General features: G+C 57.5%; 24 protein-coding genes and 1 tRNA gene. 13 read left to right on the top strand and 12 right to left on the bottom strand.

Annotated features, from left to right (window positions below):
• Positions 1-55: 55 nt before the first annotated feature.
• The 3 genes from BDD14_RS18630 to BDD14_RS18620 form a co-directional block, all read right to left on the bottom strand.
• The gene (locus tag BDD14_RS18630) at positions 56-1,507 is read right to left on the bottom strand and encodes a zinc dependent phospholipase C family protein (RefSeq protein ID WP_130420116.1); all 1,452 of its coding nucleotides are present in this window, start codon (positions 1,505-1,507) and stop codon (positions 56-58) included.
• Between the two features lie 137 nt (positions 1,508-1,644).
• Positions 1,645-2,919, bottom strand: coding sequence for an IscS subfamily cysteine desulfurase (locus BDD14_RS18625; protein ID WP_130420115.1), 1,275 nt, complete (start codon positions 2,917-2,919; stop codon positions 1,645-1,647).
• Positions 2,920-2,977: 58 nt separating this feature from the next.
• Positions 2,978-3,442 carry an RrF2 family transcriptional regulator gene (locus BDD14_RS18620; protein ID WP_130420114.1) on the bottom strand — a complete coding sequence of 155 codons (465 nt, stop codon included), beginning with the start codon at positions 3,440-3,442 and terminating at the stop codon, positions 2,978-2,980.
• A 289-nt stretch (positions 3,443-3,731) separates the two neighbouring features.
• Here BDD14_RS18620 and BDD14_RS31925 point away from each other — a divergent pair, with 289 nt between their 5' ends.
• A complete protein-coding gene (locus BDD14_RS31925) occupies positions 3,732-3,896 on the top strand; it encodes a hypothetical protein (protein WP_165420145.1) in 165 nt (54 codons plus the stop codon).
• Here BDD14_RS31925 and BDD14_RS18610 read toward each other — a convergent pair.
• Positions 3,893-4,462, bottom strand: a complete 570-nt coding sequence (locus BDD14_RS18610; RefSeq protein WP_130420112.1) for a CDP-alcohol phosphatidyltransferase family protein — start codon at positions 4,460-4,462, stop codon at positions 3,893-3,895. The two genes, BDD14_RS31925 and BDD14_RS18610, sit on opposite strands and share 4 nt — an antisense overlap.
• Before the next feature lie 110 nt (positions 4,463-4,572).
• On the opposite strand from BDD14_RS18610, the gene BDD14_RS18605 reads away from it, so the two are divergent.
• From BDD14_RS18605 to BDD14_RS18570, 8 genes are all read left to right on the top strand, one after another.
• Positions 4,573-4,649 (top strand) — tRNA-Val (locus tag BDD14_RS18605).
• A gap of 303 nt (positions 4,650-4,952) precedes the next feature.
• Complete coding sequence (locus BDD14_RS18600) at positions 4,953-6,503, top strand: GMC family oxidoreductase (protein WP_242618053.1); 1,551 nt, start codon at positions 4,953-4,955, stop codon at positions 6,501-6,503.
• Between the two features lie 42 nt (positions 6,504-6,545).
• On the top strand, positions 6,546-7,508 hold the full coding sequence (locus tag BDD14_RS18595; protein ID WP_130420111.1) for an aldo/keto reductase: 963 nt from the start codon (positions 6,546-6,548) through the stop codon (positions 7,506-7,508).
• A 372-nt stretch (positions 7,509-7,880) separates the two neighbouring features.
• The gene (locus tag BDD14_RS18590) at positions 7,881-8,564 is read left to right on the top strand and encodes a response regulator transcription factor (protein WP_423201803.1); all 684 of its coding nucleotides are present in this window, start codon (positions 7,881-7,883) and stop codon (positions 8,562-8,564) included.
• Positions 8,565-8,574: 10 nt separating this feature from the next.
• Positions 8,575-10,356: an ATP-binding protein gene (locus BDD14_RS18585; RefSeq protein WP_242618052.1), complete on the top strand. Its 1,782-nt coding sequence runs from the start codon at positions 8,575-8,577 to the stop codon at positions 10,354-10,356.
• 95 nt (positions 10,357-10,451) lie between these two features.
• Positions 10,452-11,930, top strand: coding sequence for a hypothetical protein (locus BDD14_RS18580; protein WP_242618051.1), 1,479 nt, complete (start codon positions 10,452-10,454; stop codon positions 11,928-11,930).
• A complete protein-coding gene (locus BDD14_RS18575) occupies positions 11,930-12,625 on the top strand; it encodes a hypothetical protein (protein ID WP_130420108.1) in 696 nt (231 codons plus the stop codon). Before BDD14_RS18580 ends, BDD14_RS18575 begins: the two co-directional genes overlap by 1 nt.
• 144 nt (positions 12,626-12,769) lie before the next feature.
• On the top strand, positions 12,770-14,062 hold the full coding sequence (locus tag BDD14_RS18570; RefSeq protein ID WP_130420107.1) for a DUF2029 domain-containing protein: 1,293 nt from the start codon (positions 12,770-12,772) through the stop codon (positions 14,060-14,062).
• Positions 14,063-14,069: 7 nt separating this feature from the next.
• Here the strand turns inward: BDD14_RS18570 and BDD14_RS18565 are convergent, their stop codons facing one another.
• A complete protein-coding gene (locus BDD14_RS18565) occupies positions 14,070-14,396 on the bottom strand; it encodes a DUF2934 domain-containing protein (protein ID WP_130420106.1) in 327 nt (108 codons plus the stop codon).
• A gap of 99 nt (positions 14,397-14,495) precedes the next feature.
• Positions 14,496-14,786, bottom strand: a complete 291-nt coding sequence (locus BDD14_RS18560) for a hypothetical protein (protein ID WP_242618050.1) — start codon at positions 14,784-14,786, stop codon at positions 14,496-14,498.
• A 113-nt stretch (positions 14,787-14,899) separates the two neighbouring features.
• Between BDD14_RS18560 and BDD14_RS18555 the strand changes: the two genes are divergently transcribed.
• The 4 genes from BDD14_RS18555 (at position 14,900) to BDD14_RS18540 (ending at position 17,761) form a co-directional block, all read left to right on the top strand.
• A complete protein-coding gene (locus BDD14_RS18555) occupies positions 14,900-15,814 on the top strand; it encodes a hypothetical protein (protein ID WP_130420105.1) in 915 nt (304 codons plus the stop codon).
• 11 nt (positions 15,815-15,825) lie between these two features.
• Positions 15,826-16,266: a hypothetical protein gene (locus tag BDD14_RS18550; protein WP_130420104.1), complete on the top strand. Its 441-nt coding sequence runs from the start codon at positions 15,826-15,828 to the stop codon at positions 16,264-16,266.
• Positions 16,267-16,375: 109 nt separating this feature from the next.
• Positions 16,376-17,017, top strand: a complete 642-nt coding sequence (locus BDD14_RS18545; RefSeq protein WP_242618049.1) for an O-methyltransferase — start codon at positions 16,376-16,378, stop codon at positions 17,015-17,017.
• 75 nt (positions 17,018-17,092) lie between these two features.
• Positions 17,093-17,761: a BON domain-containing protein gene (locus tag BDD14_RS18540; RefSeq protein ID WP_130420103.1), complete on the top strand. Its 669-nt coding sequence runs from the start codon at positions 17,093-17,095 to the stop codon at positions 17,759-17,761.
• A 6-nt stretch (positions 17,762-17,767) separates the two neighbouring features.
• Here BDD14_RS18540 and BDD14_RS18535 read toward each other — a convergent pair whose 3' ends face one another.
• The 6 genes from BDD14_RS18535 to BDD14_RS18510 form a co-directional block, all read right to left on the bottom strand.
• Entirely contained in the window at positions 17,768-20,431 is a 2,664-nt protein-coding gene (locus tag BDD14_RS18535) for an ABC transporter permease (protein ID WP_130420102.1), read from the bottom strand.
• Between the two features lie 18 nt (positions 20,432-20,449).
• Positions 20,450-20,776: a PadR family transcriptional regulator gene (locus BDD14_RS18530; RefSeq protein ID WP_130420101.1), complete on the bottom strand. Its 327-nt coding sequence runs from the start codon at positions 20,774-20,776 to the stop codon at positions 20,450-20,452.
• Positions 20,777-20,865: 89 nt separating this feature from the next.
• Entirely contained in the window at positions 20,866-21,678 is an 813-nt protein-coding gene (locus BDD14_RS18525) for a LytR/AlgR family response regulator transcription factor (protein WP_130420100.1), read from the bottom strand.
• A gap of 40 nt (positions 21,679-21,718) precedes the next feature.
• A complete protein-coding gene (locus BDD14_RS18520) occupies positions 21,719-22,267 on the bottom strand; it encodes a zinc ribbon domain-containing protein (protein WP_130420099.1) in 549 nt (182 codons plus the stop codon).
• Positions 22,267-22,653 (bottom strand): hypothetical protein, encoded by a 387-nt coding sequence (locus tag BDD14_RS18515; RefSeq protein WP_130420098.1) that lies wholly within the window; start codon positions 22,651-22,653, stop codon positions 22,267-22,269. Before BDD14_RS18515 ends, BDD14_RS18520 begins: the two co-directional genes overlap by 1 nt.
• The gene (locus BDD14_RS18510) at positions 22,650-23,375 is read right to left on the bottom strand and encodes an RNA polymerase sigma factor (protein WP_130420097.1); all 726 of its coding nucleotides are present in this window, start codon (positions 23,373-23,375) and stop codon (positions 22,650-22,652) included. Before BDD14_RS18510 ends, BDD14_RS18515 begins: the two co-directional genes overlap by 4 nt.
• Between the last annotated feature and the right edge of the window lie 122 nt (positions 23,376-23,497).

The raw sequence follows: 23,497 nt of genomic DNA, 5'->3' as shown, positions 1-23,497 counted from the left end.
AGGTTTATTATCTTACGCTTCAGCAGTAAAACAGCCAATCGACACCCTGAGATTCTCAGTATGTCGCATCTCCGCTCGGATCGCCCTCATCGGAGCCATAGGTCGGATAAGGCAGCGGCTCATTGTTGGTTGGGATCGTCTGCAAGGTAGCCAGATCGGCCTGCAAGGTCTTCCACGCCGCGGGATGAGTCTTCGTTGCGAAGTTCACATCACGATCCGCGTAGTAAGCCAGAATATCCGCCTTGATACCAGGGGGAACCGGCTGCGCCGGGTTCGCCGCAAGACGGTGCACGAGACGGCAGTAGGTTGCGTCGGTCAGCGGATATCCGCCTGGACGAACGACGCTGCCCGTGTCCAGATCACGATTTCTCAACGGGTGTCGGGGATCGGAAGACCCGCGTGGAACCGTTTGGCCAGCCCCGAGTTTTGCAGGCAAAGGGTCGGTGGGCGGTGGTTGCGAGTTCACATCTTTCGCGGCCGCCTTGGCTGCGCTGAGACGTGTTGCAGGAGGGGGAGTAAAGCGCCGAACCGTGAAGTTCAACGCATCGGTCGAACGCAAAACCGAGTGTATGTAATCCCGATCGGTATCGGCATGCGGACCTTTGACCGCAGCCAGCTTGAGCGGCCCGATCCTTGGAAGAACATAGAGAACGCCCGCGAGACTGTAGGTTCCGATGCCGGCTCGCCTGCGATAGAGATCCCAATGGTTCTTCGACGCGACCGTAGAAAGCTCCGAGGCGAGCCGCTGAAGATCGGGAGAATCGACAACAGGCGGCTCTGAATGACGATGCAGCAGGGTCACCGCATAGGCGATTCGAGGAATGAAGTTGCGTACTGCAAAGCGATACCCACGCACATTGACTCTGCGGCCCTTCCCGGCCGAGAAATCCTCGGCAAGTCCATAGGTCTGGTAAAAGGCCAGTTCAAGCTGGCGTTGCGGAACCTCGAGGCCAACGTGTCGGAGATAGTGGACCGGCGCGAAGCGGCCACGGGAGATCTCGTTGATGTCGAACGCAAACTCGGTTCGGATGTGCTGCGATTTCCCTTCCGCATAGTTCACGGAGCGGCCATATCGTTGCCCCAGCTTTGGGAACTCCACTGGAACTGCCAGATTCGTCGAGTCGGCGTGACCGACGCTGTCGCCGATGTAATGAGACAAGGCTCCAACAGCAAACGCCAGTTCGTCTGCGTTTCCTGCATTGCGGAAGAGATTGACGACGAAATCTCCCGAACGAACGTAGTGGGTGAGATCGGAGAAGAAGGAATCGCCGAACGGATAATACCCGATGTCCTGAATGACGCAACCGCCGTAGGCATAGGCTCGAGCATGCTCCAACTGAGCGTCGGTCAAAGTAGGGTAACGGCTCTTGAGCAGAGGAACGATCGAGGCTTCCCATGTGAGGTCGATGAGTTGCTCATGGGTGAGCAGGGAGTATCCACCGGCATAGCGGGCCGGCAACAGGAACAGAAAAAGCAACGAGGTAAAGAGACGAACGAGCTTTGACATTCGAGTGTGCCGCAAGAGTATCGCAGAAGCTGCGGCATGAATTTAGACGGCAGAACGGGTTAGGAACGATGGCTCACAGCACGAAACAGGCGCGGCATCGAGCCGCGCCTGTCTGAGGAACTGTGATCTGTGTCGGTTTAGTGCGCCGCCCACTCGATCTTCGTGAGGTCGATGCCTTCCTTGACCATTTCGTAAAGCGGGCTCAACTCGCGAAGCTTCTGCACGACGTCGATGATCTTGTCGGAGACGTAATCCACTTCAGCCTTGGTGTTGAAGCGTCCCAGACCGAACCGGATGGAGCTGTGCGCGACATCATCGCCGAGACCGAGCGCCTTGAGGACATAGCTCGGTTCCAGTGTGGCTGAAGTGCAGGCCGAACCCGACGAGACGGCAATGTCGTTGATCCCCATCAGCAGGCTCTCGCCCTCTACATAGACGAAGCTCATGTTGAGGTTGCCGGGAAGATGATGGTCCATGTTTCCGTTGACGTGAACATAGTCGAGCGCGTTCTCGAGCTTCTTCTTGAGATAATCGCGCAGCTCCTGCTCGCGCTTGGCCTCGGCCTCCATCTCGTTCATGGCGATCTCGCAGGCGGCTCCGAGACCGACAATTCCGGGAACATTCAGCGTGCCTGAGCGCATGCCGCGCTCGTGACCACCGCCGTTGATCTGCTCGGAGATCTGCACACGGGGGTTACGGCGGCGAACGTAAAGCGCCCCCACACCCTTGGGTCCGTAGATCTTGTGACCGCTCAGGCTGAGGACATCGATGTTGTCCTTCTGCACATCGACGGGAATCTTGCCGACTGCCTGCACTCCGTCGGTATGGAACAGAATTCCCTTCTCGTGGCAGAGTGCGCCAATCTCGCGAATGGGCTGGATGACGCCAATCTCGTTATTGGCATACATGAGCGAGACAAGAATGGTTTTGTCGTCCATCGCGCGCTTGAGGTCTTCAATGTCGACCAGACCATCTGCCTGGACCGGAAGATAGGTAACCCGATAGCCCTGTTTCTCAAGCTTCTTACACGTATCCAGAACGGCCTTGTGCTCGGTGACCTGGGTGATGATGTGATTGCCACGCTCGCGATACATCTCGGCGATGCCCTTGAGTGCGAGGTTGTTCGATTCGGTGGCGCCTGAGGTAAAGATGATCTCTTTTGCGGTGGCGCCAATCAACTTGGCCACTTGTTCGCGGGCCTTCTCAACGGCCTTCTCCGCCTCCCAGCCGAAGCTGTGATTGCGGCTGGCAGCGTTGCCGAAGATGCCGGTCAAATAGGGCATCATCGCTTCGAGAACCCTCGGATCGAGCGGCGTCGTGGCGTGGTTGTCCATGTAAATCGGAAGGCGCACTCCTTCCGGCAGCTGCGTTGCCGACTCTGCGATAACGACTCCGGTTCCATTGGTGCTCATAAGGTTCCCACTCCTGACTTTCTGTTGCTTCAATCTTTGTTGTTGTAGGGTCTATCGCCTAAAGGGCGATTGAGACCAGACCGCCGCCGACGGCGTTGGCCGACGGATGTTCGCCATCTCCAGTTTCAGCGAGGTCTCCAATGTAGATGCCGCTCAACAGCTCCTTGATGCTGTCGTTTACCTTCCGCAGCGGTTCCTTGATGGTGCAGGTACTGGTTAGATCGCAGGCGCCGTGGATGGTAATGCAACTGGTGATGAACAAGGGGCCATCGATGGCGCGAATGACCTCGAAGGCGGAGATCTCTTTCGCCGGCCGGGCCAGCGCGTAACCGCCGTTGGTTCCCGCATGCGAGACCAGCAAGCCACCCTTGGCCAATGTTTGTAGAATCTTGGCCAGAAGCTGCGGGGGAATGTGATATGCCTCGGCGATATCCTTGGCGCTGTGCGCGGAGCCGCTCGTCTGCTCGGCCAGATACTTCAGGGCCATCAGTCCGTAATCCGCTTTTTTCGTCAGCCGAAGCATGTGTGCTCGATGAACCTGCTGCCGGAGATAATCCCCTTAGATAACAATGGGATGCGCTTAACCCTGCATTCTACGTTCTCACGGTCGCAGACCTTCATTCCATAGTGTACGTCCGGAGGAAGGCGGCCGCAAGCTGGATTCAACCTCCGTCCGCCGGGGAACAGGATCGCCAGGGATCGCTGCAGTGACGATCCAAGAGGAATCGCATCGAATCTCGCCTCAGGTTGACAACCTGAACGGACACGGGCAGAATCCAACCAACTTATTCCTAAATTCTAATTTTCGATCCATGACCACCCACTGCAAACACCCCATCGTCAAGATTGTCTCCCGGACCGAGGAGGCCGAATTCGTCGAGTGCCAAAGCTGCGGCGAAATTTTTGATTCAACTGAATTTAGTGATATTGCAATCGAAGAGGAGGTCGAGGCCGAAGCCGCGGAAGAGGAGAACTAAGCGGCAGCCGGGTCGGAGTTGACCCTTCTAATGACGATCCACGCATACTGAGCTGCGGAGACGGGCGCGAGAAGAGCGATCACTTTCAGCAGTCCTCCTGTAAGCGCGTTGAGCCATGCCATTGGCCATAGCCTATCCAGAAGGACGGAGGCTACTCCCAGGATTTGCACCAGCGTGTTAAGTTTCCCCAACAGGCTGGGGCGGAAGTCCCGCAGGGTGCCTGTGGCAAACAGGAGGGTGGAGATCAAAAGGATTCCCAGATCCCTGCTGAAGACCAAAACCGTCACATAGCGGGGAATCAGTCCGGCGTAGGTAAGCACAATAAAGAGTGTGCTGAGGAGAAGCTTGTCCGCGATGGGATCCATGTAGAGGCCGAGGGTCGTTCGTTGACTCAGCCAGCGCGCGAGAAGACCATCGAGAGCATCCGTAATTCCCGCAAGAACAAAGAGAGCGAAGGCGGCCGGGTAATTGTTGTCGAGAATCGTGATCACCAGAAACGGCAAGATGAACAGCCGCATCAGGGTGAGGAGATTCGGTGTTGCTCGAACTTGAGAGAGGAACGGCACGGTCGCTAACGTTCATCGTAAATGAAAGCCGAGGCGCGTTCCGAAGATACGTTTTCGGAGGTGAGGTTGCTCTCAGCCCTCGTTCCCATTAGACTAGACAAACGGAACACAGGCGCGTAGCTCAGTTGGTTAGAGCGCTACCTTGACACGGTAGAGGTCAGCGGTTCGAATCCGCTCGTGCCTACCACATCTCATCAAAAACCTTCAGAACGGCGTGGGCTTCGATCCTTACTGGATCGATACGCAGAGGTCCGGCCGAAACATCCTCCTTGGAATGGCCTGTTCCTATGCGGCTCGCTCGAGGTCGAAGAGCTCTTCTGGTGAAGGCGGGTTCTGAAATTCTTCTCTCATCGATATAATCCCGGTTAAATGCCTCCTCCCCATCGACATCTATAACGAAGCACACGTTTACTCCTTCCCTACTCAACTCCTCTGCAGCCGAAGCCTTTGGCCTGCACGAATATCGTTCGCATTCCGGGAGATTCCAGATTTGATTCACGACCTGATGCAGGGCCTGCCCGAATCCACCATGCAACCCGCCGATGTCTGCATTGTCGGCGCAGGGGCTGCTGGAATTGTCCTGGCCGTAGAGTTGGTTCGGCAGGGGAAACGAGTTCTTATGCTTGAGGGAGGAGGTCCGGGAATAGAAGATGCCTCTCAGGAGCCTTATCGGAGCGAGATTACCGGTCTGCCGCATAACGGCGTCCACATTGGGCGTTTTCGCGCCAAAGGCGGAACGACCACCCGATGGGGAGGGCAGATTCTCGAGCTCGACGACGCCGACTTCACAGCGCGCGAGTGGGTTCCCGGCAGCGGCTGGCCCTTCCCGAAGCAGGAGCTTGCACCCTACTATGCCCGCGCCATCGCCCTCGAAGGGCTCGCGCGCGCTACGCTTTCCGACGAGGCCGTCTGGCGCGAGCTCAACCTGCAGTCTCCGTTCTTCACCGAGCTTGAACCGTTCTTCTCTCGCTGGTGCCCTGAACCAGACTTCAGCCGCCTCCATCGCAACCTGCTCGAAAATTCTTCGCAGGTCGACCTGTGGCTTCATGCCAACGCCATCGCCCTTGTGCGCGAGGGTCCAAAGATTCTCGGCGTAAAAACGAGAACTCTCTCCGGCATCGAGACGATCTTCAGGGCTGATCGGTTTGTCTTCGCGCTCGGAGGCATCGAATCCTGCCGCTTCTTCCTTCAGCCTGAGGAAGCGGAGAAGCCGTGGAACCGGTCGGGGCTGCTTGGTCGCCACTTCCAGGATCACATCATCGCGCCAGCTGCTACTCTTGAACCTCTCAATGCGGCGACGTTTCACAACATCTTCGACAACATCTTCCATCGCGGCTTCAAATACCAGCCTAAGCTCCGTCTCTCACCGAGCGTCCAGGCCCAGCAGCGCACGCTCAATGTCGCTGCGATGATTCTCTACAAGGGCGATACCGAAGCGATCGCCGGACAGCTGAAGATTACGGCGCGCAAGCTTCTGGGAGGAAAATGGCGTCAGGCCAGTTCGTCTGAGCTGTTCGCGCTGCTGCGCCATTCGCCTCTGCTCGCGCGTCAGATCTATCGTTACTCGGTCAAGCACCGCGCCTACGTTGCTCCGCGCAGCCGTATCGAGCTTGGCGTTCACACCGAACAGGATCCGTTGTCGAGGAGCAGTATCACTCTTTCCGAAACCCGCGATTCGCTCGGCATGCTGCGAACACGGCTGGACTGGCATGTCTCCAACAATGAGATCGACTCCATCCGCGCGTTTGTGAAGGTGGCACAGAGGTCTCTCTCTTCCATTGCCCGCGTGGTTCCCGATCCCGATCTTGATTCTTATGATCGTTTCCGGCTCAAATGCGGCGACAACTATCACCATATGGGGGGCATGCGCGTTTCGTCTTCGCCGTCGGACGGTGTCGTCGATCTCAATCTGCGTCTTCACGGCATGGAGAACGGCTATGTCTGCAGCGCGGCTGTGTATCCCAACTCTGGCTTCTCCAACCCCACCCATACCCTGCTCGCTCTTGCCGTTCGCCTAGCCGATCACCTAAGCCCCATCTGAGCCTAGAGCGAATTATCACCCTTCGACGGAGAAAACCTTCCTATGCAGACCATTCCACTGGGCGTCACCGGACGAACCACCTCTCGTCTCGGGTTCGGCTGTTCCACCTTGATGGGCTCTCTCGGCCGACGCGGATCGCTGGCAGTTCTTGAAGCTGCCTATAACGCGGGGATCCGTCACTTCGACGTGGCCCCGATGTATGGGTACGGTGAGGCCGAAGGCTGCCTTGGCGAGTTCCTTGCACGGCATCGCTCCGATGTCACAGTCACAACCAAGTACGGCATCGCCCCACCCAAGGGTCGATCCTTCTTTCGTGTCGCCCGCTCGATCGCAGGCCCCATCATTCGTCAGTTTCCCGCAGCCAAAAAACATCTCGCTTCGGCGGCGAAGGTTGCGGTGCAGGCCTCAGCTCAACCCTCCGAGCGAAAATCATTCACAGCCGACAAGGCGCGAACCTCTCTGGAATCCAGCCTATCCGCGCTCAAAACCGATCACATCGACATCTGGCTGCTCCACGAAGCCACGGCCGAGGATCTCACTGACGATTCCCTGCTCCGCTTCCTTGAAGACAGCGTTGCACAGGGCAAGATCGGCAGTTTCGGAGTCGGCAGCGATCATTTACAGATCGACGATCTCTTCGCCCGGAGGCCAGAGTACTGTGCCGTGCTGCAGTATGAATGGTCGATCTTTGACCCTGTCGTTACAATTGCATCGCCCTTCCGAATCCATCACAGGGCGCTCAGTGCGCGGCTTCAGACTCTGCATGAGGCTCTCGTCGCAGAACCCGAGCGGCTCCGGAGCTGGTCGCGGGAGACAAACTCCGATCTCTCCAATATCGCCGTTCTCTCGAGGCTCATGCTCAAGGCGGCTCTCCTGATGAATCCGGAGAGCGTGATCCTTTTTTCCTCGAAACAGGCAGGCCGCATTCAAGCCAATGCCGCTGTGAGCGACGACAGCACACTCGATCAGCCCGCCAAGCGTCTGTACGAACTTTATCCACGCTGAGACAGCACAGACCTCCTGAAACCAGGGGACTGTGGGCTCGGAGCCAAGAGCAGCAATTTTATCGAGAGACTGCAGCAGTCACGAGGTCGAAAACATCGGCGACGATACGCGTTGGCGGATCCTACGCCACAATATAACTGTCATAGTCATACTGATATCTCTGCCGGTTATGCTCGGACCCAGAGGCTATTCCTGGCTCTGCGGCAAGCAAACTGCACAAACTGCCGCATTTGCATTTGTCTATGAATTGTCAGAAGATTGTCATTCCAAGGCCCCACAATGTAAACGGCAGCGTAAAAGAGTAACAATACTGCCATGTTGCAGAATGACAAGAACGTGACCGACGTGAAAACTCCTGACCTACCGCCTGCGATGGCCAGCACGCAGATTCTGGTCATTGAAGACGATCCGCGGATGCAGAAAGTGCTTCACCGTATGTTCCGCGATCAAGGCTACGCCGTAACCATCTGCAGCGATGGACAATCAGGCCTCGACACTTTTCGAGCCATGAAGCCTTCTGCCGTGGTGCTGGATCTTCTGCTTCCGAACATCTTTGGTCGCGACGTGTGTAAGACCATCAAAGTCGAGCAGCCTGAAACTCCGGTCATCGTGGTGAGTGCAGTCAGTGAGGTTGCCGACAAGGTTCTTCTGCTCGAGCTGGGAGCCGACGATTACGTTACCAAGCCATTCAGCCCTCGGGAGCTGATGGCTCGCGTCCAGGCTGCGCTGCGGCGGCGGCATCGGCCTACCGCGATTGTCACTTACTCCTTCGGCGACTGCGAGATCGACTTCGCCAGAATGAGCGCCCGACGCTCTGATAAGGCTGTAGCGCTTACCGCGCATGAGTTCAAACTTCTGAAGTACTTCGTAGAACATGCTGAACGCGTGCTAAGCCGCGAAGAGCTTCTGAATGAGGTGTGGGGATACCAGTCCTATCCCACAACCAGAACTGTCGATAACCATATTCTGAAGTTGCGGCAGAAGCTGGAGCCCGATTCTGCCGAGCCTCGCTACTTTCAAACGGTCTATGGCGCCGGATACAAGTTCGTCCCGTAAGAGAGGTCCCGTGCTAAGCGACCGTCATGGACCTGGGATCAGGACTCGGGTCCTTCTATTAGCCTCGCTGATTCTCATTGTCGCAGCCACTACCTGCTCCAGCCTGTTTATCATCCGCAACAAGCTACGGCAGCGCGCTCGCGAGATTCTTGCCCAGGAGCTTCAAAACTCGGTGGCCACCTTTCAGGATCTGGAGGCCCGCAGGCTCACCACCCTGGAACGTGAGAATGCCCTGCTGGCCAGCCTTCCCAGCCTGAAGGCACTGATGACGACCAGTGATGCCCGCACCATTGCCGATGGAGCCCTCGATTTCTGGAAGACCAGTGGAAACGACCTCTTTGCACTTGCCGACGCCGATGGCACGATTCTCGCAGCGAATACAGTAGAGGTCGAGGGAGATGTTTTGAAACGGGATCTGCAGAACCAGATTGAAGATCCCGCAAAGCACTACCTGATCAGCGGCGGACACATGTACGAGTACTCCGTCCGGCCGCTCTATTTCGGCAGCGAAAAGACTGGGACGCTGCTGGGCCATGTCATCAGCGGCTACGCAATCGATCAACTATTTCTTGTGGAGATTGGACGCGGTGCGGGCGCCGAGGCCGCGTTCGTTACCGGCAACACCCTCGCGGTCACCACGTTGCCAGGAGAAAAACAGGGCGCCTTGCAGCATAGCATTCCTTCTCTGAGCCACAGCAGCGAGCTGATCATACGAGCCGGACGGGAACGCTTCCTGACCATCAGTCGCGATCTTACTGCTGAGGCAGGCTTTCCACTGCGCCTTGTGATCATGAAGTCGTTCGATGCGACTGATCGGGCAGAACGCGAGATCAACAGGCTTGTGTTCGCTACGGGCATGTTGGCGATGCTGGCGGGAGCCGTTCTCATGCTCCTGCTGGCCCGGATGGTGACGCGTCCGCTGGAGCAGCTCGCCACGGGGGTGCGGGCGTTTGGCGAAGGAAATCCACGATACTCGCTTCCCCGGGACGGGACTCAGGAGGTTCGCTATTTGAGTCATGTCTTTGCACAGATGCGAGACGAGATTCAGAAGACCAATCGCGCGCTGCTGGAATCGGAACGGCTGGCGACCATTGGACGCATGGCGAGCTCTGTCTCCCATGATCTCAGGCACTATCTCGCCGCGGTGTACGCGAACGCTGAGTTTCTTGCCTCACCATTATTGCCTTCGAATGAGCGCGCGGAACTATTCGAAGAGATACGACTTGCAGTGAACGGAACAACCGACATGCTGGATACACTTCTTATCTTCGGTCGCACCGGTGCGGGCATGCAGCGGCTTCCGATGACGATGGAATCTCTTCTCGATCGCGCTGTCGCACTCGTTCGCACGCATCCCGATACCGAGGGTGTGACCCTGCGCGTGGAAAAATCCTCCGACGATACAACGGCCGCTCTCGATGCAAAACAAATGGAACGGGCACTGTATAACCTTCTGCTGAACGCCTGCCAATCCGCGCGGCAGAGCACGGGAGGCCGCGAGGTGGTTGCCTCGGTCAGTTCCGACCAGACAACGGTGAGCGTCTCGATAACTGACAGTGGACCAGGAGTTGCGGAAGGAATACGCGAAAGCTTGTTCGATCCTTTTGTGAGTCAGGGCAAACAAAAAGGCACGGGCCTCGGTCTAACTCTTGCCTGGAGCGTAGCGCGAGAGCATGGCGGCGATGTAAAACTGGTAAGCAGCCGGTCGGGAAGGACCATATTTCGCTTGATGGTCTCGCGTCAGATGTCCCCGGCCCCAACCACCCCTCGGAGTACTTTGCTTACACCATGAACCGCGACGCGGAACACGGGAATGCTTCTTCAAGCTCTTCGGCTACGGGAGTCTCAAAGGTGTTTCGCCTGTTCTGTGTGACCTTGTTGGGAGCCATGACCTGCACTATATACACTCCGGCCTACGCTCAGTCCGCCTCCATCGCTCAGCCCGCCTCCACCGAGAGCACTGAAGACAAACTGCAGAAGCTGACCGCAGCGGTCGCGCAGGCGCAGGCGCAGATGAATGCATATCAGAATCAGATGCAGGAGCTTCAAAAGCAGCTTAGTGCGCTGCGGCAACAGCTTGCCGCAGAACGATCCGTAGCACCCGCCTCTCCGTCTCCACCGCCGCCGATCACCGGAGAGTCCTCGTCGCAGGAGGGATCGGCCTCACTCGAGGAGATTCGCGAACGCCAGGCAATGGAGGACACTCAGATTGCGACCCATGAACAGACCAAGGTGGAGACCGAGTCGAAGTATCCGCTCAAGGTGACTGGCCTTCTATTGTTCAATACATCTGTCAACACGCGTCAGGTCGATATACCGGAGGATCCCACCTATGCGATTCCGGGTGGAGGTAGCACAGCACTTTCACTTCGCCAGACAATCCTCGGTTTGGATGCTCGTGGACCGGAGTTGATGGGCGCAGCCAGCGATGCGGATGTTCGCGTTGATTTCTTCGCTATCGGCTCGCAGTCCAACTACGCTGCCAATGGCCTGCTTCGGTTGCGTACGGCTCACGCAGGCCTGAATTGGAATCACACCCGCGCATTTGTTGCGCTTGATCGCAGTTTGGTGGCTCCTTACACTCCGACCTCACTGGTTGCGGTGGGCGAGCCACCTCTGGCCTGGAGCGGAAATCTGTGGGCCTGGGTTCCACAGATCGGCGTTTCACACTCGGTCCCTCTGCACCACTCGGTGCTGAAGCTGGCAGCGGGCCTGGTGCAGGTTCCCAATCCACCAAGCCTCGGCCAAACCACCACCAATCCACCGGCTGTATGGCAGACAGAGCGCAGCCGGTGGCCTGGTACGAATGCACGTATTGCCTTTGCAAAGGGAGACAACGGAGAAGGTCCGGAGATCGGCTTGGGGGGGTATTTCAGCCCACACATGACGGCCAGCAATGTACGCTTCAACGCATGGGCAGGAACACTGGATCTGCGGCTTCCGGTTGGACGGCACATCGAATTCCTCTCCAACGTCTACAGGGGACAGGCTTTGGGAGGTCTGGGAGCAGGAGGATACGTTGATTATGTCTTTGAGTACACGACGACGACGCGGGTTCTCCATCCACTGGACGATATTGGAGGCTGGGCGCAGCTGAAATTCAAACCGAAGGCGCGTTTGGAATTCAACGGGGCATACGGCATCGATAATCCATTTGCGAACGACATCCGCAGGAGTATTGCGAGTTCATCGACGGAGACCTACTCTGGTCTCTCCCGCAATCGAACTGCCTTCGGAAATGTGATTTACAGCCCGAGCGCCTACCTGCTCTTCTCTGTTGAATACCGGAAATTGTGGACGAATTATGCCGGTGGATCGACGAATACCAGTGACGTAATCGGTCTGGGCGCAGGGTACCGATTCTGATGACACGATCGATCAGAGTTCTGTTGCTCGCTCTCCTGACTGTGGCATCTTTTCTTGGTGTAGATAGCTCTCTCCGCGCCGCAGACATCTCTGTTCGTCTAGCGCCGAAGTCCGTCGGCCCGGAGAAAGCGTCCGCAGCAGTCATCTGGCTGAAGCCGCTGCACGATGATCCTTCCCGAGCTGTCGCTCCTGGACGATTCACCCTCGTGCAGAAGAACAAGACCTTCACACCGCACCTTCTCGTCGTCCCAATGGGAAGCAGTGTTGCATTTCCGAACACAGATCCGTTTTTTCACAATGTCTTCTCGCTTTTCGACGGCAAGCGTTTCGACCTGGGACTCTACGAAGCTGGTTCCACCCGGAGCGTTCTCTTCTCTCGTGAAGGCATTTCCTACATCTTCTGCAATATCCATTCTGAGATGAGCGCGGTTGTCATATCCCTGAACACCCCATACTTCAGCATCGCCGATTCCAAAGGTGAGTTTCGGATTGCGGGCGTGCCAAGCGGTGATTATGACCTATATGTCTGGATTGAGGGACAACGCCAAAACTCCCTGGACAAACAGACGCGACGCATCCATGTCGGAAGCGAGAGCGCCGACCTGGGAGAGATTCGCCCGGATGAGCCTGAACGCGAACCGCACCGCAACAAATTTGGCCGCAGCTACGACGTGGATGCGCACCCGATTTACTGAGTCCTGAGTACCTTGTGGGCATGCAACGGATCCGCAGGGCCTTCCATCCAAGGCTTTATAGGAAAACTTCCAGACAACGGTGCCCTCGACTTGCCACCTGCAACACTTCGCTGCCTGCACCCTCGCGAGGAGCCTGCTTTATCCATGCAGAACTTTGCATTTTCTCTACGCCTGAAGATGCCTGTCCTATCAGCCGTCGCGGTTGTCGCCCTCCTGTTGTGTGCAGGAGTTCTTGTGCGGGGGAATCTGCATGCTGCCTGGAATATGATTCACATTCCAGCAAACACGCCTTCCTTCTCAGACACGCGGGGATTCACCCATGCAATTGATTGCGTCAAGAGTGGTCAGGATCCGTACAGGGTAAGTTCTTTCGATCCCTGGCATCGCCTCTACAACTATCCGCCGGTGTGGCTCCTTCCACGTCACGTGGGGCTTACGTCCCGCTTCTCCAATCTTGTTGGCGCTCTCTTTGCCATCGCAGCGATCAGCGCATACCTCTTCCTCTTCAACACGCGCACGCTACTGAGCGGGCTAATTGTCTTTCTTGCCATCACATCACGATGCGTCCTGTTCTCTGTTGAGCGCGGCAATACCGACCAAGTGGTTTTCTTCCTTCTTGTCTTCGGCCTGTTTTTCATCAATCGTCAACGCCCAACACTGCGATCACGTCTGACTGGCGGCCTGTTGATTCTGCTGACGATCCTGAAGGTCTATCCGATTGCCGCCCTGACAATCTTTCTGCAACGTCGCCGCGGATGGAGGCCGGCGATAATCACGGCAGCAGCTGCGGCGGTCGCTCTCTTCCTCAGTAGTGGGCGGAGGCTGGCCTACGTCATCGCCAATACTCCACGCGACTCTGAGATGTCCTTCGGCGCCTTCCCGTTCTTCTACGCAATCAGCCGTCACGTATCGCATTCTTTGACGCCCCTCGTCGTGGATCATCATGCCGCGGCTCCTCTGGCAGCGATGTTGGTCGGCTGCGTCTGCATGATCGCCGGGGTATTCTCGGGCCGCAACCTCAATCGCATTCTCCCTCCGCTCGATGCGGGACAGACACGCGGTGCAATTGCTATCGCCTGTCTTTCAATCTTCTGTTTCGCGTTTATAGCCGGCTCAAGCTATGACTACCGCCTGATCTATCTCACTGGCGTTCTTGCCTGGCTGGTTGAGGACATGGATCAAGGACATGTGCGACGATCCTTACCGGCATCGCTTCTCCTACTAATCCTGCTATGGAAACCTTTCTGGCTTTCGATTACCGGAGAGCTGTTTGACGGCCTCGTGTTCATCATGAGCAGTGTGTGGCTAGGGAACGCGTTACTCTCTCGTGAGGGAGCTCGCGACGAGGATTTTTTAGCCTCATACGCGATCGGCGGAACGAAGGATAGATCCATTCGCACCGCCAATTCGCTGCATCGACGAAGCCTCTGGGATTAAGAGTTGGCTAGGAGCCAGACCTTAGCTCACGCTCGGCACGGAGCCAATCCTGCTCGTGAAAGCCATGCTGCCGGCCACGTTCCACAAAATAATGATGCGCCCGCTCCGCTATCTGCATTTGTGTCGGCTGAACATCCCGTCTTGTTGCGTCCACTGGGGGTTGCACGGTCGGCGCTTCCGCCACGATCCTGGCCGCCGGTTTCTTCTTCGGAGCCGCGGGTTTGGGGGCCGCAGCTTTCACTTTTTTCGCGGCAGTCACATCGGCGGACGGCGCGGGCACCGCCTTCTTAACCGCGGCTTTCCGTGGCTTCTTCTTTTCATCTTCGACACTCATCGCAAACTCTCCTCACCTGGGAAAATCTTCGCCACAACGTGCCGGGCATTGCTTTTAGTTTAGAGGACCAAAGCACTGCTGCGTCGCTCTCGCATACCTTTATCGATCGAAATACACAGGATTCCTCTCAACCCACCAGCAGGGTTTGCCTCCAGCCTGCGGCAGCCCCTCGGGCAACAGCGATCGCGTGCACCGCACCTCGACCCTTCCGTCCGGGTAATACTCTTCCTTGTTCCCTTTCAACGAAGCCACCACGAACCGGTCGACAGACACTACGCCATAGCCTCCGCCCGCTATGACTCTGCCTTGCCAGATGAGCCAGTCCGATGCCCATACCGCTCCTGCTACAAGAAGGAGCCACATCGCCGCTCGTGCAAGAATCCGCGCCACCGACTTCCCTCACATAAGGCGGGCGGTTCAGTCCAGCCCCGCTCCTTGCCTTCCTTTGAAAATAAATGATGCTTCATCTTGACAAATTGAAGGTGCACGAATTTCCTTGCACCATGCGCAAACGAAACCTTCTGCTCGGCCTGCTCTGCGCTTGTCTGGTTCCGCTCGCCGGCTGCTCGATTTCTCCGCTGGCACGCAACACGGCTGCATTTTCCAGCGCCACTGACCTTGTGGTCGACAACACGCAGAACGCCTACCGTGCTGCCGTCCGGCTGAACGAAGATGCCCAGGCATCCCTGCTGGTCGCGCGATTCGACACGGATCATCCGATGGATCCGCACTCCATCCGCCCTCTCATCGACGAGAAGGGTCTCAAGGCTCGTACCGACGTTCTCGACGGACTCCGCGTCTATGCGCAAACCCTTGCAGACATCTCCAGCGGTATCTCCTCCCCTAAACTTGACGAAGCGGCTGCAGCCTGCGGCGCGAATCTTAAATCGCTGGGCGATGCTATCGCGGCTTCCACCCCTATCGGCATCAGTATCAGCTCCACCGAAGCCAACGCAACGAGCACGGCCCTCAAGGCTCTCGGCGACCTTCTCGTAAACCGCCAGGTCAAGTCTTCCGTGCCCAAGGTCATTCGCGAGATGGACCCTGACGTTGACGCCCTCTCGAAGCTACTATCCAGCGATATCGAGATTCTTCGCGATCAGGCCGGCCGCGATTACGAACAGATCCTCGCCCAGCAGGACGGCTTCATTCGCCACGCGGGCTCCTCGCTCGCGCCAGGTGAGCGTCGCGCAGAGATTCAGCGTCTCCCTCGGATCCTGGCCAGTAAGAACGCCACGGACGATATGCTCACCGGGCTTCAGGCGTCGGTTCTCAAACTAGCAGTAACCCACCATGCCCTCGCCGCAGCCGTGGCCAGCAAGGACAGTTCATCGCTTCAGGCCCGTATTGCCGACCTTCGCGCTTCGGCGCAGGGATTGGCGACCTTTTACGAATCGATCTCCACCAGCTCGAAATAAAGGACGAGTTCATGCCGCCTGCAAAGTCATCGACAAAAAAGAAGCCTGCCGGGGGCCCGGCCCCGCGGCGGGCAGCAGAAGCCGCTGTTCCCCAATCCTCTTTGGCGCCGAGCCTTCCGCCAGCGTTGACGAACCCCGACGCTGTTACCACCTACAAGTCCCTTTACGATGTCCTTGGCCGTGCCTACTGGGAATCTTCAGACCTTACCGCCAAAGACACGATCCAGGGTGCTCGGGATTCTATTTATGAGATCCTCACAGATCTCAATGCCGCCAAACTCGAGGCAAACACCGCTCTCTTCCTCTCTCTGACGATAAAGATCCGGGACAGCAATAAAGCCCTTGATGAGATCAAAGAGAAGATCAACAGCATCACCAAAAATATCTCCACCGCTTCGAGCGTGATCGCGGCGATCACCAAGGTGGTGAGCATTGCACCTACTTTGCTGTAGGAGATATCGCAAGCGACTTCGCAAAAAGACGCAGTGGTCGTGATGGTCGCATGACGAAGCGCCTGCGATGCCGGTCTCCCTATAATGGAAACCGGAAGGAAGTCGCAGAATGGGTCTGTTTAAAAAGAAGATGAAGCAGGAGCATAAGGTCATGCTCCAGGCGGAGCGGGCCGCCGGAGTTCTCCTGCCCGAGTATCACCGTCCCACTGCCGAATGTCCTCACCCGGAGCGCTGGCACATGTACGACTCGATGACCGCCGAGGCTGAGGTCCTCGAGTTTCTTTACAGCCTTGTAACGACCCTCAAGCCGATGCTGATCGTCGAAACCGGTTCGTTTCTCGGTGCCTCTACCATCTGGATCGCGAAGGCGCTCAAGGCGAATGGCTTCGGCAGAATTATCTCCTGCGAGTTCGATCCCATCGTCTTCGCAAAGGCGAAGGAGAAGATCGCCGCCTCTGGACTGGCCGAATGGATCGAACTCCGGAACGAATCGTCGCTCGAGATGCAGGTCGACGGAACCATTGATATTTTCTTTTCTGACTCGGATATGCCTATCCGAGAGTCTGAGGTCAAACGCTTCCTTCCCCAGATTCGTCCGACAGGCGTCATCCTTATGCACGATGCCAGTTCGCATCTCAAGGTCGTTCGGGACGCCGCCCTCAAGATGGAATCTGAAGGTCTTCTATCCTGCATTCTACTTCCTACCCCACGAGGACTTGTCCTCGCGCAACGACGAGAGGGCCGCACCTAGCATCTGGACCGAGCCTATCCTCTCGGCTATCGTCATCTTGCGACATATGTTCTGATCTTTCAAGGAGATCTCCCCATGTCCCGATTTACTGCAGTTCCCTGCCTCGCAGCGGCACTTCTCTCGCTTACCTTGTCGGCACCAGGGCCGGCGCTGGCCCAAAATGTACAGCAGGCCGCTCCAATGTCCCAGGAAGACGGCATGCGCATCATCAACGAGGTTCGCAAGCGCCTCGCCGGCCTCAACAACTATTCCGTTTTCGACTGGATTACCTTCGGCTTTCGTGGCAAGACCCTTGTCTTGAACGGCTATGCCTCCAGACCCACCCTTAAAGACGATGCGGGACGCGCCGTCAAAGACATTCCGGGAATCGACGGCGTGGATAATCAGATCAAGGTCCTTCCCCTGTCGCCCAACGACGACCGTATCCGTGCTGAAGTCTACAACCGCATCTACACTCAGGCTGCCCTACGCAAGTACAATGCCAACCAGGGAACACTCGGCCAAGCCATTGGACCCGCAGGAGGCATCGGAATGATGGCCGGCGGCATCACCAACAATCCTCCACGTGGGTATCATGCCATTCACATCGTCGTGAATAACGGGCACGTAACGCTGTACGGTGTCGTTCTCAACAAGAGCGATGCCTCGATCGCCCTGATGCAGGCTAACTCTGCCCCGGGAGCCTTCAGTGTCGATAACGAACTCGTCGTGCAGGGAGCCGCACCCGGCAAAGAGCCGAGGTAAGTTCCTCTACTCCGTACGTAGCGCCTGCATCGGGTCGACGCTTGAAGCCCGCCATGCAGGCGCTGCACACGCAATAGCAGCTACAAGCAACAACGTAGCCACCATTGCTGCCAGCACCACGGGGTCCATCGGACGCGTACCATACAGCAGCGACCGGATCACATATCCGACCGCCGCGCCGCCGCATACACCAATCACGAGCCCCATTGCCACGGGACGCAGTCCGTCCCGCAGCACGAGACCCAGCACCTGCGCGCGTTGCGCTCCCAGCGCGATTCGAATTCCAATTTCGGTCACCCGCTGGGTTACGAGATAGGACAACACACCATAGAGCCCGACCCCTGCCAGCAATAGCGAGAGCGCAGCGAACGCCAGCACAAGAGATGCTGTCAGGCTCTGGTTCACCGTCGATTCGCCGACGATCTGAGGGATCGTCAGCACATCGACTACCGGTAGTTGCGGATCGAGTGCGGCGAACGCCTTCTGCATAGCAACTGCAAAACTTAGGGGATCGCCACTGGTTCGCACCACCAGCGTGAGTCTGCGCTCCTGATCTCCTGAGAACGCAGGAAAATATGCTGTAGCCTTCGGCTTCTCTCCAACCCGCCAGAGCGCATCCCCCACGATGCCTACAATCTCAAAGGTCCTCTTCTTATCGGTCACATCGGTTCCCATTACGATGTTCCTTCCGAGAGGGTTCTCGCCGGGATAGTATCGTTTCGCAAGTTCCTTAGTGATGATCACCTTCTTCGACTGGTCCAATCGGTCGTGCGCATCGAAGACTCTTCCCGCAATCAACGGTATCTTGAGCACATCAAAGTACTTCGGATCCGCTACCCGATATGCGGCGTCCGGCTGTTTTCCCGGTTCATAGTTCGGGCGCTCCGGAACGATGAAGACCTGGTCCCCACCCCATCCGGCACCCGGAACCACAGAACCTAGTCCCGCAGCCTGAACGCCCGGTATCCTCCGCATGCGTTCGAGCAGAGCCTCTGCAAATGCGACTCTTTGTTCAGGCTTGCTGTACTGATCTACCGGAAGACCATAGCCCATCGTCAGCACGTGATCACCGTCGATTCCAAGGTCCGTCGTACGAAGCTGGACAAAGCTCTTCAGTAGAAGCCCGGCAGCGATCAGGAGCACAACCGTAAGAGCGATCTCAGCGCTCAGCAGCACCTTGCGTAAACGTGCACGCGACACACCTGCACCCGCCGCGCGTGATGAATCCTTCAGGGCGCCGAGGATCCCTTTCTGGGTGGACGAAAGCGCCGGTAGAAGCCCCGCGAGAATGGCCGTCAGGCCCACGACTCCGGCAGCAAACAACACGATCATGCCATCGACATGAATCGAGTCCGCCCGTGGAAGCCCGTGCCAGTGCCCCTTTAGCCACTCTGTTCCAACCAGTGCGAGTAATAACCCGAGAACACCACCGCCTGCGCAGAGGATGATCGTCTCGGTCATCTGCTCGCGTAACAGTGCAATGCGCCCAGCTCCGAGGGCGCCGCGAATCGCCATCTCCTTCTGACGCGCGGCCCCTCTCGCAACCAACAGGTTCGACACATTCAGACAGCCAATCATCAACATGCAGCCAACCGCCGCCATCATCATCTCGAGCGGCGTCTTCACGTCTTCAACAACATCGTCGATCATCGGGCGCGCCAGTGCGTCCTCGGCCACCGGCTTGCCCGGACGGTCCATGTGCATTCTGTACTGCAATGCACTTACCTCGCCGATCGCCGTCTTCAGGCTTACGTCGGGCCGCAGACGCGCGATGGCGTAGGCCCGGTGGTCGTCGTGGCGATCCAGCCATTCCGCTGTTTTGCCATCAGCGTACGGCACCCATAGCTGCGTTCGTGCTTCGGGATAGGTAAACCACTTAGGCAGGACGCCAACGATGGTGTAAGGCTTCGAGTCCAGACGAACCTGCTTGCCGATAATGGAGCGATCTCCACCGAACCTGCGCTGAAAGAAGGACCACGTGAGCACAGCTACCGGGGCCTGCCCCAGCCGGTCTTCCGATTCGGTAAAGGTGCGGCCCAGCGCAGGCTCGACCCCTAAGAGATGAAACAGGTTCCACGAGCCCTGCGCCGCCTGCGCAACCTCCGGCAACTCGCCATGATCTCCGCTTACGTTGAAGCTCCACGAATAGAACGAAGCAATGTCTTCGAACCCGTGCGTCTGCTTGCGCCAGTCATAAAAGTCTCCCGTGGCAACCGGGTTATACGGGGAGCCGCTAGTATTGGCACGGAAATGCTCGTACACCATCACCAGTTTGTCTGAATCGCGAAACGGAAGCGGCTCCAGCAGCACCGCGCGCACAATCGTGAACAAGCAGGTAGTCGCGCCGATACACAGAGCCATCACGGCCACCGCAGTTACCGTGAATCCCGGAGAACGCATCAGAGCCCGCACGGCAAAGCGCAGGTCGCGCGCAATCGTCTCCATCCATGCCCAACTCCAGCCCCGCCGCACCTCGTCCCGCAACAGCGCCGGATTACCAAACTCTCGCCGCGCAGACCTGCGAGCCTCGTCCGGACTTACCCCTCGCCGAATCCGCTCGGCTTCTTCCTGCTCCAGGTGGAAGCGCATCTCTTCGTCCAACCTCGCGGTCTCACTCTCTCGCCGGAGCAGCGTCCCCGCCGACCTCCGCACTTGATCCAACCAGCGCATAGAGCCTCCCTTTGTACCTCAGCTCTCGACCACAAGATCAATTGCCGCCGACAGCCTCGACCATATCTCTCGTTCTTTTTCGAGCTGCGCCCGGCCCGCCGTCGTCAGCGAATAAAACCTGGCCTGCCGGCCCGTTTCCGTCTCCGCCCACTTCGAACGGATCCACCCCTGCTGCTCCAGCCGCTGCAAGGCCGGATACAGCGAGCCCTGCTGTACCTGCAGCACCTCGTTTGAGATCTGCTGAATCCTCTTCGCGATCGCCCACCCGTGTTTCGGCTCGAGCGAAAGCGTCTTCAGAATCAGCAGACTCAGCGTTCCTTGCACAAGATCATTCGGTTTTCCCATACTATGTTTATCTACACCATACAAATGTAGATCGTCTAGGCATCGTTACGCAGATCGATCCCCCATGGTTCCCACACACTCAAAAATATTTAAAGATTGAACAGTTCTTTGAGCCGCTTCGTCTGGGCCCGGCTGACAGGAATCTCCGTCTTCTTCGGGTCATCCATCCTGAGCTGATAGCTCGACTTGAACCATGGCACCACTTCGCGGATATGTTGAATATTCACAAGGAACGACCGGTGAACGCGCCAGAATGCCTCGGGGTCCAGTTGCTCCTGCAACTCCTCGATGGTTCTGCAGTTCGCGTGTCCCTCGACCGTCGGGGTCACAACCGTAATCGTTCCCTCATCAATTGTGGCGAAACAGATCTCCTTCTGGTCCACCAGTAACAGGCGGCTCTGCGCCCGAACGATCACCTTACCGGTATTTGCCCTCGCTACTGGAGCCTGCGTCTGCTCCCCTATCAGTCTCAAGAGCGCATCCAGCTTGGATTCCGTATCGGCCGAGGAGCTTCCGTCAGCGCGCTCACCTTGAGTCAGGCGGCTCTGAGCTTTTTCGATGGTTTGCAGGACACGCTTACGGTCGAAGGGCTTCAGCAGATAATCCACCGCATTCACCTCGAACGCTCGCACCGCATACTGGTTGTAGGCCGTGGCAAAGACTACCTGCGGCAGAGGCACCCTTCGGTCCAGCAGTTTTTTCAGCACTCCGAATCCGTCGAGTCCCGGCATCTGCACATCGAGAAAGACCACATCGGGCCTGTGGGTCCGGATCAGTTCAACCGCCTCGATTCCGTTGGTTCCCTGCGCCAGGACGTCTACCCCACCCGCGCGCTCCAGCAGATACTGCAACTCCTGCCGTGCCAGCGGTTCATCATCGATAATCAGAGCTGTAAGAGCCATTTCGACGGGTCGAGTGCATTACAACCCTACGGATGCACCCCTAGTCACTATACGCCCGGAGCCTCGCCGGGGCGTGGTCCTGAGCGAGATCGTGCCCGCATTGCGTGCAATAGACATCGGTAATCTGAACTCCACGGAAGCATCGGCCACAGACCGGCGCCATCTGGAACTGGCACTGGGGACAAAAGTGGCAGCTCGAAGCAATCTCGGTTCTGCAATGGGGGCAGGGACGCAGCAAGGGCTGCCGCAGAAGGAAGTACACGACCGCGCCGATTCCGCCGGGCATTAGCACAACGATCAGCATCCAGATGCCCGGGGACATCCTGCGACGCTTTACGTCACGGCTCACATACCCCACCAGCAGAACATAGCTCGCGAAGGCAGTGCCCCACGAATAACTCATCAGCACCCGCATCGGCAGCATCTCGTGCTTCTGGTGGGGCATGACCACATGAAACAGATACTGAACGGCAGCGAAGACGAGAACGGCCAGAACGACCGACCAGCCTGGGATCAGGCTCAGTTCGTCCTCCTGTCCGGCCTGTACCTCCTGCGATCTGCTTTCGTTCGATGCCGAGAACATCGTCATCACGCCGTCTCTCCTCTGGACCGTCTTCCATGCATACGACGAAACCAGACCATCGCCAACAGCGCGGCCGTCGCCGGAAGAAACCAGAACAGGAGTACCACATACTGACCGCTTGCGTCCGGAATTCCTGTCGGGACCAGCTCATACTCGTCCAACAGCGTCCACACCGCCGTTACCAGAATCACCACCATTGAAGCGCATACTCCCAAGGGAGCCCAAAGGCTGCGAATGCGGTTTCGCCGTGCCGACATTTGTCTTGCCCGCTCGCGCACCACCCGATGCGTTCGGTTCACAAGCGAGGTCCGGGCTCCTATCTCGAGCGACCCGATCGCCTGCCGCGCCAGCTCCACCTCGCCCTGCGCTTTACCCTCGGTCCATTCGTTCATCTGCCCGCCTCCGCCACCACAGGACGATAGCTCCGCAACTTTTCCAGCTCAGGCTTCAACGAGGCCAGGCCCCTGTACAACCGAGACTTCACCGTCGAAAGCGGCGAACGCGTTACCGCGGCAATCTCCTCCAGAGAGAGTTCCTCATAAAACCGAAGCACCAGGACCTCTCTATAAGAAGTATCCAAGGTTAACAAGACCTCACCAACTTCGGCCGAATCTTCCGACGAAGCGAACTGCTCCAGCGGCGAGGGTCCCGTCGTCGCCACTTCGAACGGACGGTCGTCCTCATCGCTCTCACTCATCTCATCCAGGCTTGCCATCGTACGCTTTCGCGATAGATCGATCACCAGGTTACGCGCAATCGTAAATAGCCATGTATCGAATCTTGCCTTACCGTTGTACTGCGCGCCCCGAACCAGCACACGCATCCATGTCTCCTGAAAAAGGTCCTCCGCCACCTCGCGACGACCGGTCAGGAACAGGAGATAGCGCAACAAACGATGCTGATACTGTTCAATGAGCCGGTCGAGCAACTCAGCGTCCTGGCGCTTCAGGCCGCGCGCAATCGCTGCGTTCTCTTCCTGGGTCAGCGCAATCTGCGCCGCCGTTATCGATAGGGATCCGCTATTCACTGAGGTACTGACGCGAGTTCCACCCAAAAAGTCTCGGTCGTCGGACTCGCGGCTTGAAAAACCTCGTTTTGTCTCCAAACGACCCATCCGATCATCCTTCAAAGGGCTCAATTGTCTCTATCTTGTAATTCTACGGCGTCCCCAGAGCCCGGGAACACCGTTTTCTTTCCCGACCCCAAAAGCCTCCTGCGAGGTGAAATATCGCCCTC

The organism is Edaphobacter modestus, from assembly GCF_004217555.1.
In the GTDB taxonomy this organism is placed as follows: domain Bacteria; phylum Acidobacteriota; class Terriglobia; order Terriglobales; family Acidobacteriaceae; genus Edaphobacter; species Edaphobacter modestus.
The sequence above is the reverse complement of the archived record's forward strand: the minus strand, read 5'-3'. Positions and strand labels throughout refer to the sequence as shown.

Bases quoted from the DNA above. Each gene is read 5' to 3' on its own strand.
- BDD14_RS18575 (WP_130420108.1), top strand. From the start codon at position 11,930: ATGACACGATCGATCAGAGTTCTGTTGCTCGCTCTCCTGACTGTGGCA.
- BDD14_RS31925 (WP_165420145.1), top strand. From the start codon at position 3,732: ATGACCACCCACTGCAAACACCCCATCGTCAAGATTGTCTCCCGGACC.
- BDD14_RS18540 (WP_130420103.1), top strand. From the start codon at position 17,093: ATGTCCCGATTTACTGCAGTTCCCTGCCTCGCAGCGGCACTTCTCTCG.
- BDD14_RS18625 (WP_130420115.1), bottom strand. From the start codon at position 2,919: ATGAGCACCAATGGAACCGGAGTCGTTATCGCAGAGTCGGCAACGCAG.
- BDD14_RS18630 (WP_130420116.1), bottom strand. From the start codon at position 1,507: ATGTCAAAGCTCGTTCGTCTCTTTACCTCGTTGCTTTTTCTGTTCCTG.
- BDD14_RS18520 (WP_130420099.1), bottom strand. From the start codon at position 22,267: ATGACGATGTTCTCGGCATCGAACGAAAGCAGATCGCAGGAGGTACAG.
- BDD14_RS18570 (WP_130420107.1), top strand. From the start codon at position 12,770: ATGCAGAACTTTGCATTTTCTCTACGCCTGAAGATGCCTGTCCTATCA.
- BDD14_RS18510 (WP_130420097.1), bottom strand. From the start codon at position 23,375: ATGGGTCGTTTGGAGACAAAACGAGGTTTTTCAAGCCGCGAGTCCGAC.
- BDD14_RS18525 (WP_130420100.1), bottom strand. From the start codon at position 21,678: ATGGCTCTTACAGCTCTGATTATCGATGATGAACCGCTGGCACGGCAG.
- BDD14_RS18565 (WP_130420106.1), bottom strand. From the start codon at position 14,396: ATGAGTGTCGAAGATGAAAAGAAGAAGCCACGGAAAGCCGCGGTTAAG.
- BDD14_RS18620 (WP_130420114.1), bottom strand. From the start codon at position 3,442: ATGCTTCGGCTGACGAAAAAAGCGGATTACGGACTGATGGCCCTGAAG.
- BDD14_RS18530 (WP_130420101.1), bottom strand. From the start codon at position 20,776: ATGGGAAAACCGAATGATCTTGTGCAAGGAACGCTGAGTCTGCTGATT.
- BDD14_RS18515 (WP_130420098.1), bottom strand. From the start codon at position 22,653: ATGAACGAATGGACCGAGGGTAAAGCGCAGGGCGAGGTGGAGCTGGCG.
- BDD14_RS18590 (WP_423201803.1), top strand. From the start codon at position 7,881: ATGGCCAGCACGCAGATTCTGGTCATTGAAGACGATCCGCGGATGCAG.
- BDD14_RS18545 (WP_242618049.1), top strand. From the start codon at position 16,376: ATGGGTCTGTTTAAAAAGAAGATGAAGCAGGAGCATAAGGTCATGCTC.
- BDD14_RS18550 (WP_130420104.1), top strand. From the start codon at position 15,826: ATGCCGCCTGCAAAGTCATCGACAAAAAAGAAGCCTGCCGGGGGCCCG.
- BDD14_RS18580 (WP_242618051.1), top strand. From the start codon at position 10,452: ATGACCTGCACTATATACACTCCGGCCTACGCTCAGTCCGCCTCCATC.
- BDD14_RS18555 (WP_130420105.1), top strand. From the start codon at position 14,900: ATGCGCAAACGAAACCTTCTGCTCGGCCTGCTCTGCGCTTGTCTGGTT.
- BDD14_RS18595 (WP_130420111.1), top strand. From the start codon at position 6,546: ATGCAGACCATTCCACTGGGCGTCACCGGACGAACCACCTCTCGTCTC.
- BDD14_RS18535 (WP_130420102.1), bottom strand. From the start codon at position 20,431: ATGCGCTGGTTGGATCAAGTGCGGAGGTCGGCGGGGACGCTGCTCCGG.